This window comes from Kitasatospora sp. NPDC052896 (genome assembly GCF_044547075.1).
Taxonomy (GTDB): Bacteria; Actinomycetota; Actinomycetes; order Streptomycetales; family Streptomycetaceae; genus Kitasatospora.
On the sequence record NZ_JBITZU010000017.1, the window covers coordinates 1 to 16,927 of the forward strand.

General features: G+C 72.7%; 9 protein-coding genes. 2 read left to right on the top strand and 7 right to left on the bottom strand.

The window, feature by feature from the left end; translation table 11 throughout:
• The 4 genes from ACIGXM_RS26840 to ACIGXM_RS26855 all read right to left on the bottom strand — a co-directional run.
• A partial coding sequence (locus ACIGXM_RS26840) for a beta-ketoacyl synthase N-terminal-like domain-containing protein (protein ID WP_396565155.1) occupies positions 1 to 4,889 on the bottom strand: 4,889 nt, incomplete at its 3' end.
• 216 nt (positions 4,890 to 5,105) lie between these two features.
• On the bottom strand, positions 5,106 to 5,879 hold the full coding sequence (locus ACIGXM_RS26845) for a BTAD domain-containing putative transcriptional regulator (protein ID WP_396565157.1): 774 nt from the start codon (positions 5,877 to 5,879) through the stop codon (positions 5,106 to 5,108).
• Positions 5,876 to 6,664: a thioesterase II family protein gene (locus ACIGXM_RS26850; protein WP_396565159.1), complete on the bottom strand. Its 789-nt coding sequence runs from the start codon at positions 6,662 to 6,664 to the stop codon at positions 5,876 to 5,878. Before ACIGXM_RS26850 ends, ACIGXM_RS26845 begins: the two co-directional genes overlap by 4 nt.
• A gap of 376 nt (positions 6,665 to 7,040) precedes the next feature.
• Complete coding sequence (locus tag ACIGXM_RS26855; protein WP_396565161.1) at positions 7,041 to 10,088, bottom strand: amino acid adenylation domain-containing protein; 3,048 nt, start codon at positions 10,086 to 10,088, stop codon at positions 7,041 to 7,043.
• 320 nt (positions 10,089 to 10,408) lie between these two features.
• Between ACIGXM_RS26855 and ACIGXM_RS26860 the strand changes: the two genes are divergently transcribed.
• Positions 10,409 to 11,242 (top strand): hypothetical protein, encoded by an 834-nt coding sequence (locus ACIGXM_RS26860; protein ID WP_396565163.1) that lies wholly within the window; start codon positions 10,409 to 10,411, stop codon positions 11,240 to 11,242.
• A 140-nt stretch (positions 11,243 to 11,382) separates the two neighbouring features.
• Here ACIGXM_RS26860 and ACIGXM_RS26865 read toward each other — a convergent pair whose 3' ends face one another.
• Entirely contained in the window at positions 11,383 to 11,592 is a 210-nt protein-coding gene (locus ACIGXM_RS26865) for a DUF5988 family protein (RefSeq protein WP_396565165.1), read from the bottom strand.
• A gap of 48 nt (positions 11,593 to 11,640) precedes the next feature.
• Positions 11,641 to 12,654 carry a threonine/serine dehydratase gene (locus tag ACIGXM_RS26870; RefSeq protein WP_396565167.1) on the bottom strand — a complete coding sequence of 338 codons (1,014 nt, stop codon included), beginning with the start codon at positions 12,652 to 12,654 and terminating at the stop codon, positions 11,641 to 11,643.
• 616 nt (positions 12,655 to 13,270) lie between these two features.
• Between ACIGXM_RS26870 and ACIGXM_RS26875 the strand changes: the two genes are divergently transcribed.
• Positions 13,271 to 16,177: an ATP-binding protein gene (locus ACIGXM_RS26875; protein ID WP_396565169.1), complete on the top strand. Its 2,907-nt coding sequence runs from the start codon at positions 13,271 to 13,273 to the stop codon at positions 16,175 to 16,177.
• A gap of 30 nt (positions 16,178 to 16,207) precedes the next feature.
• Here the strand turns inward: ACIGXM_RS26875 and ACIGXM_RS26880 are convergent, their stop codons facing one another.
• Positions 16,208 to 16,921: a TetR/AcrR family transcriptional regulator gene (locus tag ACIGXM_RS26880; protein ID WP_396565171.1), complete on the bottom strand. Its 714-nt coding sequence runs from the start codon at positions 16,919 to 16,921 to the stop codon at positions 16,208 to 16,210.
• Between the last annotated feature and the right edge of the window lie 6 nt (positions 16,922 to 16,927).

Here is a 16,927-nt window from a genome sequence, read left to right on the forward strand (position 1 = left end):
AGGCGGTAGAGGGCGGTTTCGAGGGCGAAGAGTGCGGGTTGGGTGTATTGGGTTTGGTGGAGTAGTTCTTCGTTGTTGAAGATGATGTCGTGTAGTGGGTGTTCGAGGTGGGGGTTGAGTGCTGTGCAGGCGGCGTCGAAGGCGGCGGTGAAGACGGGTTGGGTGTCGTAGAGTTCGCGTCCCATGCCGAGTCGTTGTGCGCCTTGGCCGGTGAAGAGGATGGCGAGTTTGCCGTTGCCCCGGGTGGAGCCCTGGATGGTGTGTGGGTTGGGGGTTCCGTCGGCGAGGGCTTTGAGTCCGGCCAGGAGTTCCTCGCGGTTCTGGCCGAGGATCACTGCGCGGTGGGGGAAGTGGGTGCGGCCGGTGGTCAGGGTGTGTGCGGTGTTGGCGAGGTTGATGTTGTCGCGTTCGGTCAGGTAGTGGCGGAGGCGGTGTGCCTGTTCGCGGAGTGCGGGTTCGGTCTTCGCGGAGAGCAGGAGTGGGGCGACTGCCTCTGACGGTTCCTCGGCGGCCGTCTCGGGTGCGGCTTCGAGGATGAGGTGGGCGTTGGTGCCGCTGATGCCGAAGGAGGAGACGGCTGCGCGTCGGGGGTGGTCGGTCTCGGGCCAGGGTCGTGCCTCGGTGAGCAGTTCGACCGCGCCGGCGGTCCAGTCCACGTGTGGGGTCGGCTCGTCGACGTGCAGGGTCCTGGGCAGTATGCCGTGTCGCATGGCCTGGACCATCTTGATCACGCCGCCGATGCCGGCGGCGGCCTGCGCGTGCCCGATGTTGGACTTCAACGAGCCGAGCAGCAGCGGCTGTTGGGTCGAGTGGTGCTGTCCGTAGGTGGCGATCAGCGCCTCGGCCTCGATCGGGTCGCCCAGTCGGGTGCCGGTACCGTGCGCCTCGACCGCGTCCACCTGGTCGGCCGTCAGCCGGGCGCTCGCCAGCGCGGCCCGGATCACCCGCTCCTGCGAGGGCCCGTTCGGCGCGGTGAGTCCGTTGCTGGCACCGTCCTGGTTGACCGCGCTGCCCCGGATGACGGCCAGGACCGGGTGTCCGGCCGCCTGGGCGTCGGAGAGCCTTTCCAACAGCACCATGCCCGCACCCTCGGCCCAGCTGGTGCCGTCCGCGGCCGTGGCGAAGGGCTTGCAGCGGCCGTCGAGGGCGAGCCCGCGCTGGTGGCCGAACTCCACGAACATGCCCGGGGTGGCCATCACCGCGACGCCACCCGCCAGCGCCAGCCCGCACTCGCCCTGTCGCAGCGCCTGCGCCGCCAGGTGCAGGGCGACCAGCGAGGACGAGCAGGCGGTGTCCACGGTGACCGCCGGCCCCTCCAGCCCGAAGGCGTAGGAGATCCGGCCCGAGGCCACGCTCGCGGTGTTGCCGGTCAGCAGGAAGCCGCCGTAGCCGTCGGTGCCCTCGTGCAGGCGCGGACCGTACTCCTGGGACATGGCGCCGACGAACACCCCGGTCCGACTACCGCTCAGCCGGTCCGGGTCGATCCCGGCCCGCTCGAACGCCTCCCAGCTGGTCTCCAGCAGCAGTCGCTGCTGCGGGTCCATGGCGGTGGCCTCGCGCGGGTTGATCCCGAAGAAGGCGGCGTCGAACAGGCCGGCGTCGTACAGGAAGCCGCCTCGGCGGGCGTACGTCTTGCCGGGGGTGCCGGGCTCGGGGTCGTACAGCTCCGCCAGGTTCCAGCCCCGGTCGTCGGGGAAGTCGCCGATCGCGTCCACGCCCTCCGCCACCAGCCGCCACAGCTCGTCGGGGCTGCCGACCCCACCGGGGAACCGGCAGGCCATGCCGACGATGGCGATCGGCTCGTCGCTCACCGCCGTGGTCCCGGCCGGGCCGCGCCCGGCGCCGCCGAGCAGCTCACCGAGCAGGTACCGGGCCAGCGCCACCGGGGTGGGCTGGTTGTAGACCAGCGCGGTCGGCAGCCGGAGCCCGACGGCGGCGGAGAGCCGGTCGCGCAGCTCCACGGCGAGCGGCGAGTCGAAGCCCAGCTCCTTGAAGGTCCGCCCGGAGTCCACGGCCTCCGTGCTGAGGTGGCCGAGCACGATCGCGGCGTTGGACCGGACCAGGTCGAGCAGCACCTCGTACCGCTCGGTCGCCGAGAGGCCGGCGAGGCGGCGTGCCCACGGCGTGCCCACGCTCGCGGGCGCGTTCTCGGCGGCCGGCTCCGGCTCCGGTTCGACCGCGGGCGCGGGCCAGTGCCCGGTGGTGTCCTCCGCCGGCGCCTGCGGCCAGTACCGCTCGCGCTGGAAGGCGTAGCCCGGCAGGGCGATCCGCCGCGGGGCGTGGTCCGCGAGCAGCGCCGACCAGTCCACCTCGGCGCCGCTGACGTGCAGGGCGGCGAGCGAGCCGAGGAGCGAGCGCCGGCCGTCCTCGTCGCGCCGCAGCGTGCCGAGCACCAGCACCTGTTCGGCGCCGGCCTCCTCCAGCGTCTCGTTGACCGCGAAGGTGAGCACCCCGTGCGGGCTGCTCTCGACGAAGGTCCGGTGCCCGGCCGCCAGCAGTGCCCGGACCGCCCGCTCGAAGCGGACCGGCTGGCGCAGGTTGGTGTACCAGTACGTGGCGTCCAGCCCGGCGGTGTCCAGCAGCTCGCCGGTGACCGAGGAGTAGAACGGGATGTCGCCGGTGCGCGGGCTCAGCCCGTCGAGTTCGGCGAGCAGGCGGTCGCGGATCGCCTCGACCTGGGGGGAGTGCGAGGCGTAGTCGACCGGGATGGTGCGGGCCCGGACGCCCCGGGCCGTGCAGTGCTCCACGACGGCCTGGACACCCTGGACGGTGCCCGCGATGACCGTGCTGGTGGGCCCGTTGACGGCGGCGATGGTGACCTGGCCGTCATGCGGACCCACCAGCGGTTCGACCTGGTCGGCGGCGAGCGGGATGCTGGCCATCGTGCCGGTGCCGGCCAGCGCGGTCAGCGCCTTGCTGCGCAGTGCGACGATCCGGGCGGCGTCGTCCAGCGAGAGCGCGCCGGCGATGTGGGCGGCGGCGATCTCGCCCTGCGAGTGGCCGACCACCGCGTCCGGCCGCACCCCGAGCGACTCCCAGAGCCGGGCCAGCGAGACCATCACCGCGAAGAGCACGGGCTGCACGACGTCGACCGCGTCCAGGCCCGGTGTGCCGGGCACGCCGTGCAGCACGTCCAGCAGGTTCCAGTCGGTGAACTCGGCCAGCGCGGTGGCGCATTCGGTGATCGCCGCGCGGAAGACCGCGGAGGCCTCCAGCAGCTCCAGGGCCATCCCGGCCCACTGCGAGCCCTGGCCGGGGAAGACGAAGACCGTCCGACCCCGGTCGGTCGCGACACCGCTCACCAGGCCGGGGCCGTCAGCTCCGGCGGCCAGCAGGTCGAGCCGCTCCAGCAGCTCCGTCGTGTCCGTCCCGAGCAGCACCGCGCGGTGCCCGAACGAGGTGCGGGTGGTGGCGAGCGACCAGGCCACGTCGGCGGGCGCGGGCGCGGGATCGGCCGCCAGGGCCGCCTTCAGCCGGGCGGCCTGGGCGCGCACGGCGTCCGCGGTCCGGCCGGAGACCAGCCAGGGCAGCACGGCCCCGGCCGGCTCGGCCTCCCGGGCCGGCGGCGCGGGCGGTTCGGCCCGGCGCGGCGGTTCGGTGACCACGACGTGGCAGTTGGTGCCGCCGACGCCGAACGAACTCACGCCGGCCACCAGCGGTGCGTCGGGCCGTGGCCACTCGCCGCCCTCGTGCTGCACCCGCAGGCGCAGCGCGGCCAGGTCGATCGCGGGGTTCGGGGTCTCGTAGTTGAGGCTGGCCGGCAGGTGGCGGTGTCGGATGCTGAGTGCGGTCTTCAGCAGTCCGACGATCCCGGCGGCTCCCTCCAGGTGACCGATGTTGGTCTTCACCGAGCCGACCCGGAGCGGGAGTTCGGGCGACCTGGCGGCGCCGAGCGCCTCGCCGAGCGCGGTCGCCTCGATCGGGTCGCCGACCGGTGTGCCGGTGCCGTGCAGCTCCACGTACTGCACGTCGGCCGGCGCTAACCCGGCTTTGCGGCAGGCGAGTTGGATCACCTCGGCCTGGGCTCGCGCGCTGGGCACGGTGAGACCGGGCGTGGCACCGTCGTTGTTGGTCGCGCTGCCGCGGATGACGCAGTACAGCGGATCGCCGTCGGCCAGCGCCCGCGCCAGCGGCTTGAGCACCACGACGCCGCCGCCCTCGCCACGGACGTAGCCGTTGGCGCGCGCGTCGAAGGTGTGGCAGCGGGCGTCGGGCGACAGCCCGCCGAAGCTGACCGAACGCGCGGTGCTGTCGGGGATGATGCTCAGGTTGACGCCGCCGGCGAGCGCGAGCGTCGACTCGCCGTGCCGCAGGCTCTCGACGGCCATGTGCACGGCGAGCAGCGAGGAGGACTGGGCGGCGTCGACGGTGAGGCTGGGCCCGCGCAGCCCGAGCGTGTAGGAGAGCCGGTTGGCGATCAGGCCGCGCTGCACGCCGGTGAAGGTGTGCCGGGTCAGCGACCGGGCGCCGCCGCGCTGCAGCAGGGTCGCGTAGTCGTCCCAGATCGCGCCGACGAAGACGCCGGTCCGGCTCTCCGCGAGCGTGCCGGGCACGATCCCGGCGTCCTCCAGCGCCTCCCAGCCGAGCTCCAGCATCAGCCGCTGCTGCGGGTCCATGGTCACCGCCTCGCGCGGCGAGATGCCGAAGAAGGCCGCGTCGAAGTGGTCGATCCGGTCCAGGAAGCCGGCTCGTCCGCCGGGACGGCCGGCCAGCGCGTCGCCGAACCGGTCCGCGGGGGCGTCGGAGATGGCGTCGACGCCCGCGGCGAGCAGCCGCCAGAAGGAGGTGGGGTCCGGCGCCTGGGGCAACCGGCAGGAGAGCCCGATGACCGCGATCGCGTCGTCGGATTCCAGCGGCGGATCAACCTGGGGACTGTTGGCACCAGTCATCGCTTTCGCTGCCTCCTACGGAGTGTGGCCGGCCGCGTACCCGGCTCCGGACGCTCGTCCCGACCACGGTCGCCGGGGCCGCTAAGCGCAGTCTTGGCGGCCGCTAACCTCGATCTTCTGTGGGTGGTGGAGCAGTTGGGCCGCGGGCACGCCGACGGGCCGGGTGGCTCGCTCCACGTCGGGAGCGGGCCACCCGGCCCGTCGGGTGTTGTCGCCTCAGCCGGCGGAGCAGCCCGCGAGGACCCGGTCGTCGGCCGCCAGGATCGCGCGGTGCAGCTCCTGCAACGCGGAGCACGGCTCCAGCCCCAGCTCGTCGATGAGCGTGCCGCGCGCCGACTGGTACACCTTCAGCGCCTCGGCCCGGCGCTCGGAGCGGTAGAGCGCGATCATCAGCTGGCGGTAGAAGGTCTCGCGCAGCGGGCTCTCCGCGATCAGCGCGAAGAGGTGCCCCACCAGCTCGCGGTGGTGGCCGAGTTGGAGCTGGGCGTCGACGTGCATCTCCGCGCAGTCCAGCCGCACCTCGGTCAGCCAGGTGGCGAAGCTGCGCAGGATCGGGCCGTCGCCGATGTCGCCGAGGGCCGGCCCGCGCCAGAGCGCGAGGCCGCGCTCGAAGCAGTCGACGGCCTCCTCGGGACGCTGCTCCCGCAGGAGCTTGCGGCCCAGGTCGGTCAGTTCCAGGAACGACTGGTAGTCGATCTCGTCGGACCGCAGCCGCAGCACGTAGCCGGAGGACCGGGTGACGATCGGACTGTCCGCCCGGCCGGGCCGGCTGAGGAACTTCCGGAGTTCGGAGACGTAGACGTGCAGGCCCGCGGCGGCCCGCCGCGGCAGCCGTTCCCCCCAGAGTTCGGTCATCAGCTGGTCGGCGGTCACCACGTGGTCCGAACGGACCAGTAAGGCCGCCAGCAGCGTCTCCACCTTCTGCGCGCTGACGAAGGACGTGGTGTTTCCGTCGATGACGCGCAACGACCCGAGAAGCTGGTACTTCACTGTGCTCTCCTGTCGGCAGAAGTGGCGCCGAGGGCTTTGGCGAGAGTGGCGGCGACCGTGTCGACCACCGCGACGCGGTGCTCCTCGAGGTAGAAGTGACCACCGCCGAAGACCTGCAGGTTGAACTCCCCGGTGGTGTGTTCCCGCCACGCCGCCGCCTGTTCGGGCGTGGTGTGCGGGTCGCGGTCGCCGACCAGCATGGTGATCGGGCAGTCCAGCGGCGGCTCGGGCAGCCAGGAGTGGGTCTCGATCGCCTGGTAGTCGCCGCGGACCGCCGGCAGGATCGCGGCCAGCAGGTCCGGGTCCGCCAGCCACTGCGGATCGGTGCCGCCCACCTCCCGCAACTCCCTCACCACGCCCGCCTCGTCCCGCAGGTGGACGGTCCCGGAGGGCAGCCGCGACGGCGCCGGGTAGCCCGAGGCGAAGAGCCAGAGCGGCTCCCGGCCCTGCCACCGCCGGAACCGCTGGGCCACCTCGAAGGCCAGGATCGAGCCCATGCTGTGGCCGAAGAACGCGAACGGGCCGTCCGTCCACGGCTGCAGTTCCTCGTACACCCGGTCGGCCAACTCGGGGATGTTGTCGATGCATTGCTCGGCGCGCCGGTCCTGTCTGCCGGGGTACTGCAGGGCCAGTACCGCGGTGTCCGGTGCCAGTGACTGCGACATCGGGAAGTAGTAGCTCGCCGATCCGCCCGCGTGGGGGAAGAGGACGAGTCGCAACTCGCTCCCGGGGCAGGGATGGAACTGCCGGACCCACTCGCCGGCGGTCCTGGGGGTGGACGTCATCTTCTGTTCCTTCCGCCTGATGGTGCATCATCAAAGTTGCCGGGTAACCGATTTCGGGACGGCCGGGGAATGGGGAAGGGGCGATCCTGTTCCGCGGGGCCGGTTTCCGCTCCGGCCGGCCGGGAACTGCGAGGACATCACGGAGTCTAGGTAGGCGAGCAGATCGTCCGGTACCCCACCGCGCCCCTAGGCTCGCTTGAGCGGAATTTGAGGATTCCCCCCCTAGCGCGGGCCGGCCACCCCGCCCCCCGCACCGCGCGTCGGGGTGGGGCTAGGGGTGGGGGTAGGGGGCGCGCGGGCCGGCGGGGCGGGAACGCGACGTCGGCCCGGGCAACCGGAGGGGTGGTTGCCCGGGCCGACGTCCTTTTCGACCCGCTCAGCTGGCGCGGACGTGCTCGGCCAGGGCGGCGGGGGTCGGGGCGGAGAACAGGTCGGCCAGCTTCACCGTGACCTGGGTGATCTCCTCGATCTTCTGCAGGAGTTGGGCGCCGAGCAGCGAATGGCCGCCGTGCGTGAAGAAGTTGGTCTGCGCCGACACGTCGTCGCGGCCCAGCAGCTCGCGGTACAGCTCGATGACCGTCCGGACCAGCTCGTCGGTCGGCTGCTCGGGCGCGTCGTCGTCGGTGGTCCCGGTGGCCCGATCGGCGGCGGCCAGCTGCTCCAGGGCGAGGTAGTCGACCTTCTCGTTGGCGTTCGTGGGCAACGCGTCGACCACGATGAAGTCCTGCGGGACGGCGGAGTTGGGGAGTTCGGTGCGGGCGTGCTCCCAGAGCCCGTCCACGATGCCGGGACCGGCGGTGGACTCGACGAAGACCACCAACCGGCCGTCCGCGCTGCGGTCCCCGACCACGATCGCGGCGGCGGCCCGCACCTGCGGGTGGCCCAGCACGGCAGCCTCCACCTCGCCCAACTCGATCCGGTTTCCCCGGAGTTTGACCTGCCGGTCGGACCGGCCGAAGACCTCCAGATTGCCGTCCGCGCGCCAGCGGCCCACGTCACCGCTGCGGTAGTACCGCCCGTACCGGGGGTGTTCGCCGAACCTGGCCGCGTTCAGCTCGGGGCGCTTGTGGTAGCCGAGCGAGACGCCGTGCCCGGCGATCAGGAGCTCGCCGCGGACCCCGACCGGCAGCTCGCGGCCGTCCGGGGCGACCACCGTGACCTGGATGTTGCGGATCGGCCTGCCGATGTGCGGGCGCTCGCCCAGGTCGGCGTCGAGGACCCCCCAGGTGCACCAGGTGGTGGTCTCGGTGGGTCCGTAGGCGTGGTGCAGCTCGCACCCGGTCGCCAGCAGCCGTTCGGCCAGCGGCACCGGGAGCGGTTCGGCGCCGATCACCACCCGGCGGCCGGCGAGCTGGTCGGCCACCTGGTCCAGGACCAGCCGCCAGGTGGTCGGGGTGGCCTGGATGACGCCCGGCTGGTGACGTTTGATCAGGTCCAACAGGACCCGGCCGTCCACCCTGGCCTCGTCCGGCGCGATCACGATCCGGCCGCCCGAGTAGAGCGGCACGTAGTGCTCCAGGTTGGCCATGTCGAAGGCGAAGGTGGTCATCCAGAGCGTGGCGTCGTCGGGGGTGGCCCGCAGCCGGACGGTGTAGTCGGCCGCGATGTTGGCGACCGCGCGGTGCGGCAGCAGGGCGCCCTTGGGCCGGCCGCTGGAGCCGGAGGTGTAGATCAGGTAGGCGGGTGAGGCCGGGTCGATGGCCGGGGGGCGCTCGTCCTCGGTGCGGTCGGTCGCGCCGACCGCGGACAGCGCCAGCCGGGCCATCGCGCGGTCGGTGGGCAGCGGCAGGTCGCGGTCGGTGCAGATGACCTTGGCGTCGGAGTCCGCCAGCAGGTGGGCCACCCGCTGGGCCGGGTGCTCCGGGTCGACCGGGAGGTAGGCGGCGCCGGCCAGCCAGACGCCCAGCACGGTGGCGGTCAGCTCGGGTGACCTGGCCGCCGCGATGGCCACGATGTCACCCGCCGAGACGCCCGCCGCCGCCAGGCGGTCGCGGGTGTCGAGGGCCGCGTGCCACAACTGGCGGTAGCTGACCGTGCGGTCGCCCTGTTCCAGCGCGACCGCGTCCGGGGTGGCGAGGACGTGCGCGTGCACCGCCGCCGGGAGGTCGGCCGGTTCGGCCGGCGTCGCGGTGTCGTTGGCCGCCTCGATCACGGCCCGGTCCTCCTCGCTCCAGACCGTGAGCTGCCCGATCGGCCGGTCCGGGTCGGCGGCGCAGGAGACCAGCAGGGCGTCGTAGCGGAGCAGCAGCGCCTCGACGTCGGACCGCTCCAGCTTGTCCGTCCCGTACCGGGCGATGATCCGGATGCCCGAGTCGGCGGAGGCTAGGAAGAACTCCAGGTCGAACTTGCTGTAGCCGTTCTCCAGTACCAGCGGGCGGGCCGGCTGGCCGTTCACCGTGAGGCCGTCGTTCAGCCCCAGCTGCGGGAAGTAGTTGAACAGGTGTCGGCAGAGCCGGTTGCGCCAGGAGGAACCCGCCCGGGGCACCAGGTCGGAGATGCTGTCGACCGGGACGCCGGCGTGGGTCAGCGCGCCGAAGTACCTGTCGCGGGCCCGCCGCACCAGACCGCGGAAGCCCTCCGCCGGGTCGACGGCGACCCGCAGCGGGAGCACGTTGGTGTGGTGGCCGACCGTCCCCGGCGCCTCCCGGGGGCGCACGCTCACCGGTGAGCCGACGGTGATGTCGGGGCCGGCGCCGTGCGCGGCGAGCAGGACGTAGTACGCGGCGAGCAGGACCACGGCCTCCGGTGCGCGTGCCTCGCGTTGCAGGCCGGCGACGGCCGCCCGGGCCTCGGCGGAGAGCTGGTGGCTGAGCTGGTCGCCCTTCAGGGTCGGGTCGGCGCCGTCCGGGGCGCCGCACGCGAGGTCGAGCACCTCGGGGTCGAAGTCCTCCAACTGCTCCCGCCAGAAGGCCAGGTCCTCCGTCGTCGGCTCGGGCTCGACGAAGGTGGGGACCGGGACGAGCAGTTCGGCGGGCGGGGTCTGGCCGGCCACGATCCGGTCGTAGGCCGCGACCAGCTCCTGGAGCAGGGTGGTCCCGGAGATGATGTCGTAGACCAGGTGGTGGAAGGCCAGGCAGACCACGTGCCCGTCGGGGTGGTGGAAGAGCCCGGCGCGGACCAGCGGCCGGCCGTCGAAGGCGTACCGCCGGGTGACGAACGGGCGCAGCGCCAGCTCGATGTCCTCGGCGGCCGGGGTGAACTCGTCGAATTCCTCGACCCGGACGGTGAAATCCTCCGCCGGAACCACGGCCTTCATCAGCTCGGCGCCGGAGGTGAAATAGACGGTCCGCAGCACCTCGTGCCGGCGGAGCAGGACGTCCAGGCTCTGCTGCAGGGTGGTCGGGTCCAGCTCGCCGTCCACCTGGAACGCCAACGAAAGGTTGTTGGCCGCGGCGTCCGGGACCAGGCGTTCGAGCAGCCACATGGCTTTCTCTTTGCGGGTCGCCGCGGAGAGATCACGCGTGGATCGGCCGGCGGGCGCGGCGCCGGATTTCGCTGCGGGTCCCATGGGAACCTCCTCTTGCCGGACGGGCGGAGGCCCATTCCGGTGGGCTGCGATATTTTATGGCCGACCCTACAAGGCGGACATTGTGGGCCGGTACCCCTAAGTGGCCGATCACCCACCGGGATTGGCCGTGGAGCGGCGGATAGGGGGTCCGCTAGGGGTGCTAGGGGGCTGCCCGGTGCATTCTCCAGAAATTAGCATTCAGGCAGGGTTATTTGGCTCACGACCAAGGAGTGGTGATGGCGGAGTCCGGCTCGTGGAAGACTCTGGTGGACGGTGGTGAATCGGCCGGGATCGTACTCGCGGTGGATTTCGACACCACCGGCCGGCCGGAGGCGCGCTTTTCCGATCTGGTGGCCAACCTGCGGACGGATTTCGGTGTGTGGGAGACCGCTCCGCCGGCCGCCGGGACCGAGCACGCGCGGACCGGGGTGGGCTACCTCGACTACTGGACGCGCCGGCTGGCGGCGGAACGCCCGCCGGTCAAGGCCGTGTTGGGGTTCTGCGCCGGCGCGGTCTACGCGGCCGCGCTGGCCGAGCGGGTCGCCGGCCTGCAGCGGACCGAACCGCTGCTGGTGATCTTCGACCCGGAGATCTCCGTCGCGCAGACCCTGATGTGGCAGTACCACAAGGTGGTCGGCTTCATGTCGTCGGTGATTTCCGACCAGGATGTCGCGGCGGCCCGGGAGGCCGGGCAGCGGGTCCACGAACAGACCCCGGAGATCGGCGCGCTGAAGGTCGGACTGACCCGGCTGATCCGGGAGATCGGTGAGCCGGCGTTCAGTCGGGTCGGCCTGGACGCGACCCGTCGCGAGGAACTCTTCGTCGTCTTCGAGTCCTTTCTGAGCTATCTCGCGGCGGCCAGTGAGATAGACCCGCTGGAGCGTTGGAGGAGCGCGGTGGCATTCAGCTCGGCCAGCCCGCTGAGTGGACTTCGGGCGATGCGTTCCTCCGGAGTGGCGGCCGGTCGGTTGGCGGTCGCCCGGGAAATCGAGATCGATGTCGAGCACGGTGCGATGCTGGCCGACAAGGAACTCGCCGAGGCGGTCTCCGGACTACTGGACGGTTGCTGAACGGGAAATCCTGGAAAGAGGTTTCCGGGCCCCGGCCGAGAGAATCGGCCGGGGCCCTTTGCGATCCGCCGGGAATACTTCGCGTGAAATGCCGTGGGCCCGGCCGTCAGAACCGGCCGGGCCCGCGACGTTCCAGGCGGTCACTCCGCGATGGCGGTCCGCGCGGTCCACTCGAAGACCGCCGTCTCCTCGCCGTCCACCGAGGTGAAGTCGCCGGCGTGCCGGAAATGCTCGTAACCGCCGTAGTGGTGGTGCTTGATGGCTTCGGTGAGCGAGTGGGTCCGCTGCACCCGGTCCTCGTCGCGAATGGCGGCGGGGCCGCCGACCAGCAGGGCCTTGAAGGTGGCCACGGGGTACCTCCGGTCTGGTGAAGTGAACGGGTTGACGGCCGGCCGGGGCTACTGGCCGGCGTACTCGGTCAGCAGCGAGGCGACCAGGCCCTCCTCGACGTTGCCGCCGCTGAGCAGCACGCCGATGTCGCGTCCGCGCCAGCGGGGGGCGACCGCGAGCCGCAGCGCCGCCGCCAGCGCGGTGGCGGCGGCCGGCTCGACGAGCAGCCGGGCGTGCGTGAGGGCCAGGCAGAGCGACTCGGCGATCTCCGCCTCCTCGACCGTCAGCACGTCGGTCAGCGCCGCGCGGCAGGTGTCGAAGGGCAGTTGACCGATCCGGTCGGGGCGCAGCCCGTCGGCGATGGTCGGCCGCACCGGGACGTTCACCGGCTCGCCGTCGCGCAGCGCCTCGGTGAGCGCGGGCACCGCCGAGGGCTCGGCCGCGATCACGGCCACGTGTTCTCCGGCGGTCGCCAGGCAGGCCCCGGCCACCGCGCTGCCGCCGCCGACCGGCAGCACCACCGCGTCCAGCCGGCTGCCCGCGGCCCGTACCTGGTCGAGGAGTTCGGCGGTGGCGGTGCCCTGGCCCGCGACCACGTCGGGGTTCTGGTACGGGTCGACCACGTCGTAGCCGCGGACCTGCCGCAGCTCCTCGACGGCCGCGACCCGCTCGGCCAGCACCGTGCCGACCAGCAGCACCTCGGCGCCGGCCTGGCGGATCCGGCGGACCTTGCCGGGTGCGGCGTCGCGCGGCAGCACGAGCGTGGCCGGGACGCCCAGTTGGCCGGCGGCCAGCGCGACCGCGATGGCGTGGTTGCCGGTGCTCTGCGCGACCACGCCCAGGCAGCCGGCGGCCACCAGCCGCTCGACCGCCAGCAGCGCGCCGCGCAGCTTGAACGACCCGCCGCGCTGCAGGTTCTCGGCCTTCAGCCAGAGCCGGGCACCGGCCAGCCGGTCCAGCTCGTCGCTGCGCAGCACCGGCGTCCGCAGTACGCGTCCGGCCAGCCGTTCCGCGGCCTCGTGGACGTCGCTGCGGGTCAGCGGCGGGTCGGCTGCCGCGACGCTCGCCTTGGTCTCAGGCATCGCACCTCACTTCGCTCGGATGGGCGGGCCGGGTCGCGCGACCACGATGTGGGCCCTGGATGTCCGGGAGGGGCAGGGCAGTTGACACGGACCGGGATGACCGCCCGGGGCACGGACCCAGCATCGGCAGCGGGTCTAAAGTCTCCCCAAGCCGAGGCTTCGGCTTCCGCCCCTGACAGATCGGGGCTCCGGTCGATGGTGGTTTTGCTCAAGCTTTAAGCGGTTGACTATTTTTCGCAGACAGTCATACATTCTGACTGGTCCCGCTCGCCCCAAGGAGGTGCGATGCCCAGTGTGCCGACAGGCCCGGAACCAGCACCCCCCGACTGTTGCGGATCACGGTGATCCGCTTCCGGGTCGGCCGGCGCGGCGGAGGGCCACCGAGGCGCGCCCACCGAGGCGCGCCACCGGCGTTCGAACCGGCGCGCTCGAGATGTTTGGCGCGAATTCCTTAGCGGCCACTCGTTCGAAAACCACGATGGATTTACCCTTGCGGTGATTCGTCGAGGTGCAGCGGCACGCCAGGGGAGGCCTTCGACCACTGCGACGCGGGGTGTTCGTCCGACGGGGCGTCAGCTTGGCCGGCTGGCGTCGGTTGATCTGAGACACAGGGGGAATGGTGACGATCACGCTTGTCGAGCGCGAGAACGAGCTTGCCGCGTTAGGCGGTCTGCTGCGGGCCAGCATGGCCGGCCGGTGCCGGGTCGCCCTGGTCAGCGGGGTGGTCGGCAGCGGCAAGACCGAACTGCTGCACACCTTCGCCGAGAGTGCGATGGAGCAGGGCGCGGTGCTGCTCACCGCGCTGGCCTCGGCCGCCACCCAGTCCGTGTCGATGGGCGTGCTGGGCCAGCTCTTCCAGCCGGCCCAGAAGCCCCCGGCGGGCATCGAGTCGGTGTTCTCGCTGCTGGCGACCGTGCTGGCCGGTGCCGCCTCGGACGCCCTGCCGGCGCCGGCGGGCTTCCGTCTGGAGGGCGACGGCCTGGCCTCCGCCTCCGTGCTGGACAGCCTCTGCGCCGGGCTGGCCCGGGTGGCGGCCACCCACCCCGTGGTGATCGGGGTCGACGACGTGCAGTACGCGGACGTCGCCTCGCTGGACTGCCTGCTGTACCTGATGCGACGGCTGCGCTACGCCCGGGTGCTCTTCGTGCTCAACGAGTCCGAGCACGAGCAGCACCGGAACCCGCTTTTCCGGGTCGAGTTGCTGCGCCAGCCGGGGTTCCGCCGGATCAGGCTCGGCCCGCTGTCCGTCGCCGGCGTGGAGCGGATGCTCGCCCTGGAGCTGGGCGCGGACCGGGTCGGCGCCCGGGGTGCCCGGTACCACGCCGTGAGCGGTGGGAACCCGCTGCTGGTCCGGGCGTTGCTGGACGACGGCCAGATGGCCGGCGCGGTCAGCGGCGGCGAACCGCCGGACGGCGCGCCCGAGGTGGGCGACGCCTTCGGCCAGGCCGTGCTGGCCTGCCTGCACCGCGGCAATCCGGCCATGCTGGCGGTCGCCCGCGCGCTGGCCGTGCTGGACACGCCCAGCTCGCCGGAGATGGTGGAACGGCTGCTCGACCTCGATCCCCAGATGACCGCCCAGGTCATCGACGACCTGGAGATCGCCGGGTTCATCGCCGGCGGCGGGTTCCGGCACCCGGGGGCGCGGGCCGCCGTGCTCGGCGACCTGTCCGCCGAACGCCGCGCGACCCTGCACCTGGCCGCGGCCCGGCTGCTGCACGCCATGCAGGGCCCGGCGACCGGCGTGGCCCGCCACCTGATCGCCGCGGGCCAGGCCGCCGACCCGTGGGCGCCGGAGGTCCTGCGGGTTGCCGCGGGCCAGGCGCTCCGCGATGACCAGGCCGAACTCGCCATCGAGTTCCTGGAGTTGGCTGAGCAGACGGCCGGCGGTGTGGAGGAGCGGCTGGCCACCGCGATGCTGCTGGTGCAGGCCGAGTGGCGGGTCGACCCGGCCCGCTCGGCCCGTCACCTGACCTCGCTCGGCGCGGCCCTGCGCGACGGCCGGCTGTCCGGTCGCCAGGCGGCCGTGCTGGTCAGGTCGATGCTCTGGCACGGGCGGTTGGACGACGCGGTGGAGGCCCTGGCGCTGCTCGGGCGCGAGGCCGAGCAGAGTCAGGAGATCGCCTCGGAGCTGCGCACCCTGACCCAGTGGCTGCGGGCCTCGTACCCGGAACTGCTCGACCGCCTGGCCGCCTCACCGACCGGTGGCCGGGAACGGACCAGCCTGTCGAGCTTCCAGTCGCGGGCGGCCGGGCTGCTCTCCGCCGTGCTCACCGGTGGCGGGGACGAGTCGACGGTCTCCGGCGCCGAGCAGATCCTGCAGGCCGCGGTCCTCGACGACACCACCCTGGAGTCGATCGAGGCCGCGCTGCTCGCGCTGGTCTACGCCGACCAGCCGGCCCGGGCGGTGGCCTGGTGCGAGCCGCTGCTCGAGGAGGCGTCGGCGCGGCAGGTGCCGACCTGGGCGGCGACGCTCTCCGCGGTCCGCGCCGAGGCCGCGATCCGACAGGGCGACGCGCCGGCCGCCGAGCGCTGCGGCCGCGCCGCGTTACGTCAACTGCCGGCGCGCAGCTGGGGGGTGGCGGTCGGCGCGCCGGTGGCCAGCCTGGTGCTGGCGAAGAGCGCGATGGGCAAGCACGACGAGGCCGCGGCGCTGGTGAGCCAGCCGACTCCGAACGGCATGCTCGGCACCCGGTACGGGCTGCACTACCTGTACGCCCGCGGGCACCACTACTTCGTCACCGAGCGATTCGACGCGGCCGTCTCGGACTTCCTCACCTGCGGTGACCTGATGGGCCGGTGGGGCGTGGACCTGCCCGCCCTGGTGCCCTGGCGCTCGGCGGCGGCCGCGGCCCTGCTGCGGCTGGGCGAGCGCGAGCAGGCCGAACGGCTGGCCGAGGAGCAGTTGGTGAAGGTGGGCGGCGAGCGGTCCCGCAGCCGCGGGATCACCCTGCGCACGCTGGCCCAGGCCAGCGGGCTGAGTCGGCGCCCGGCGCTGCTCCGGGAGGCCGTCGCCAACCTGCAGTACGCCGGCGACCAGCTGGAACTCGCCCACGCCCTGGCCGACCTGGGCTTCGCGCACCGCTCGCTCGGGGAGTCGGACCGGTCCCGGAGCCTGGCCGACCAGGCGCTGCGGCTGGCGGGCGAGTGCGAGGCCGAGCCGCTGCGCGAGACGCTGTCCAAGGGGCTGGCGGACCCGGTGGCGCGGATCCCGGAGCAGCGGGGGAGTAGACGCACCGGCGTGGCCTCGCTCAGTGACGCCGAGCTGCGGGTCGCGGCGCTGGCGTCACTCGGTTTCACCAATCGCGAGATCGCCAACCAGCTCTACATCACCGTCAGCACGGTGGAGCAGCATCTCACCAGGGTCTACCGGAAGTTGAAGGTGGGGCGGCGCGCCGACCTGCCCACCGACCTGCAGGTCCCGCTGCCGGAGGCGGCCCTCGCGGAGTCCGCCCGCAAGCTCGTGGTCAGCTACCGCAGCAAGAGCGACAAGGTCGAGCTGAACAGCTGCCGGGAGGCGGGATGACCGCCGCCGCCACGGTACGCGGCGCGTGGCTCAGAACGCGCGGCTCAGCTGCTCGCGGTGGCCGTCGGCCATCGCGGTGAACATGTCGATCACGCGCTTGTTCAGCGTGGACAGGCCCTCGGCGGGCAGCGGGGTGTCGCGCTCCAGCGCGCGTTCCAACACGTAGGCGAGCAGGTCGGCGCGCTCCTCCAGGGCCAGCCCGTCGTCCTCGCCGAGTTCGTCGGCGGTGGCGAAGCCGCGGGTGACGTTGGACAGCAGGTGCAGCGCACCCGCCGCGGTCAGGCCGGGCCGGAGCGCGCCCTCCTCGCTGAGCAGCTGCAGGTAGTCGGGGTTCTCGGCCAGCTCCTGCTGGGCAGCGCGGACGCTCTCGTCCTGCGCCAGGTTGCCCAGCAGGACCGGGTCGGAGAGCAGCAGCGCCCGCACCAGCGGGCGTCGGACGCTCTCCAGGAAGATCACCCGCATCAGCCGGTGCGGCAGCGCCAGCTCCGGATCCTGCTGGAGGTCGGCCGCCAACTGGTCGAAGAGCCTCAGCGCCTCGCGCTGCAGGGCCGCCCAGAAGAGCGCCTCGCGGGTCTTCCAGTGCAGGTAGACGGTGCCCTTGCCGACCCCGGCCCGGCCGGCCACGTCGTCGATGGTGACCCGCCGGTAGCCGTGCTGGGTGAGCAGCTCGGCGGTGATGTCGAGGATCCGCTCCGCGCGCACCTGACGGGCGCCGGATCCACTCGGTAGACGGGTCGAATTCACATTCTC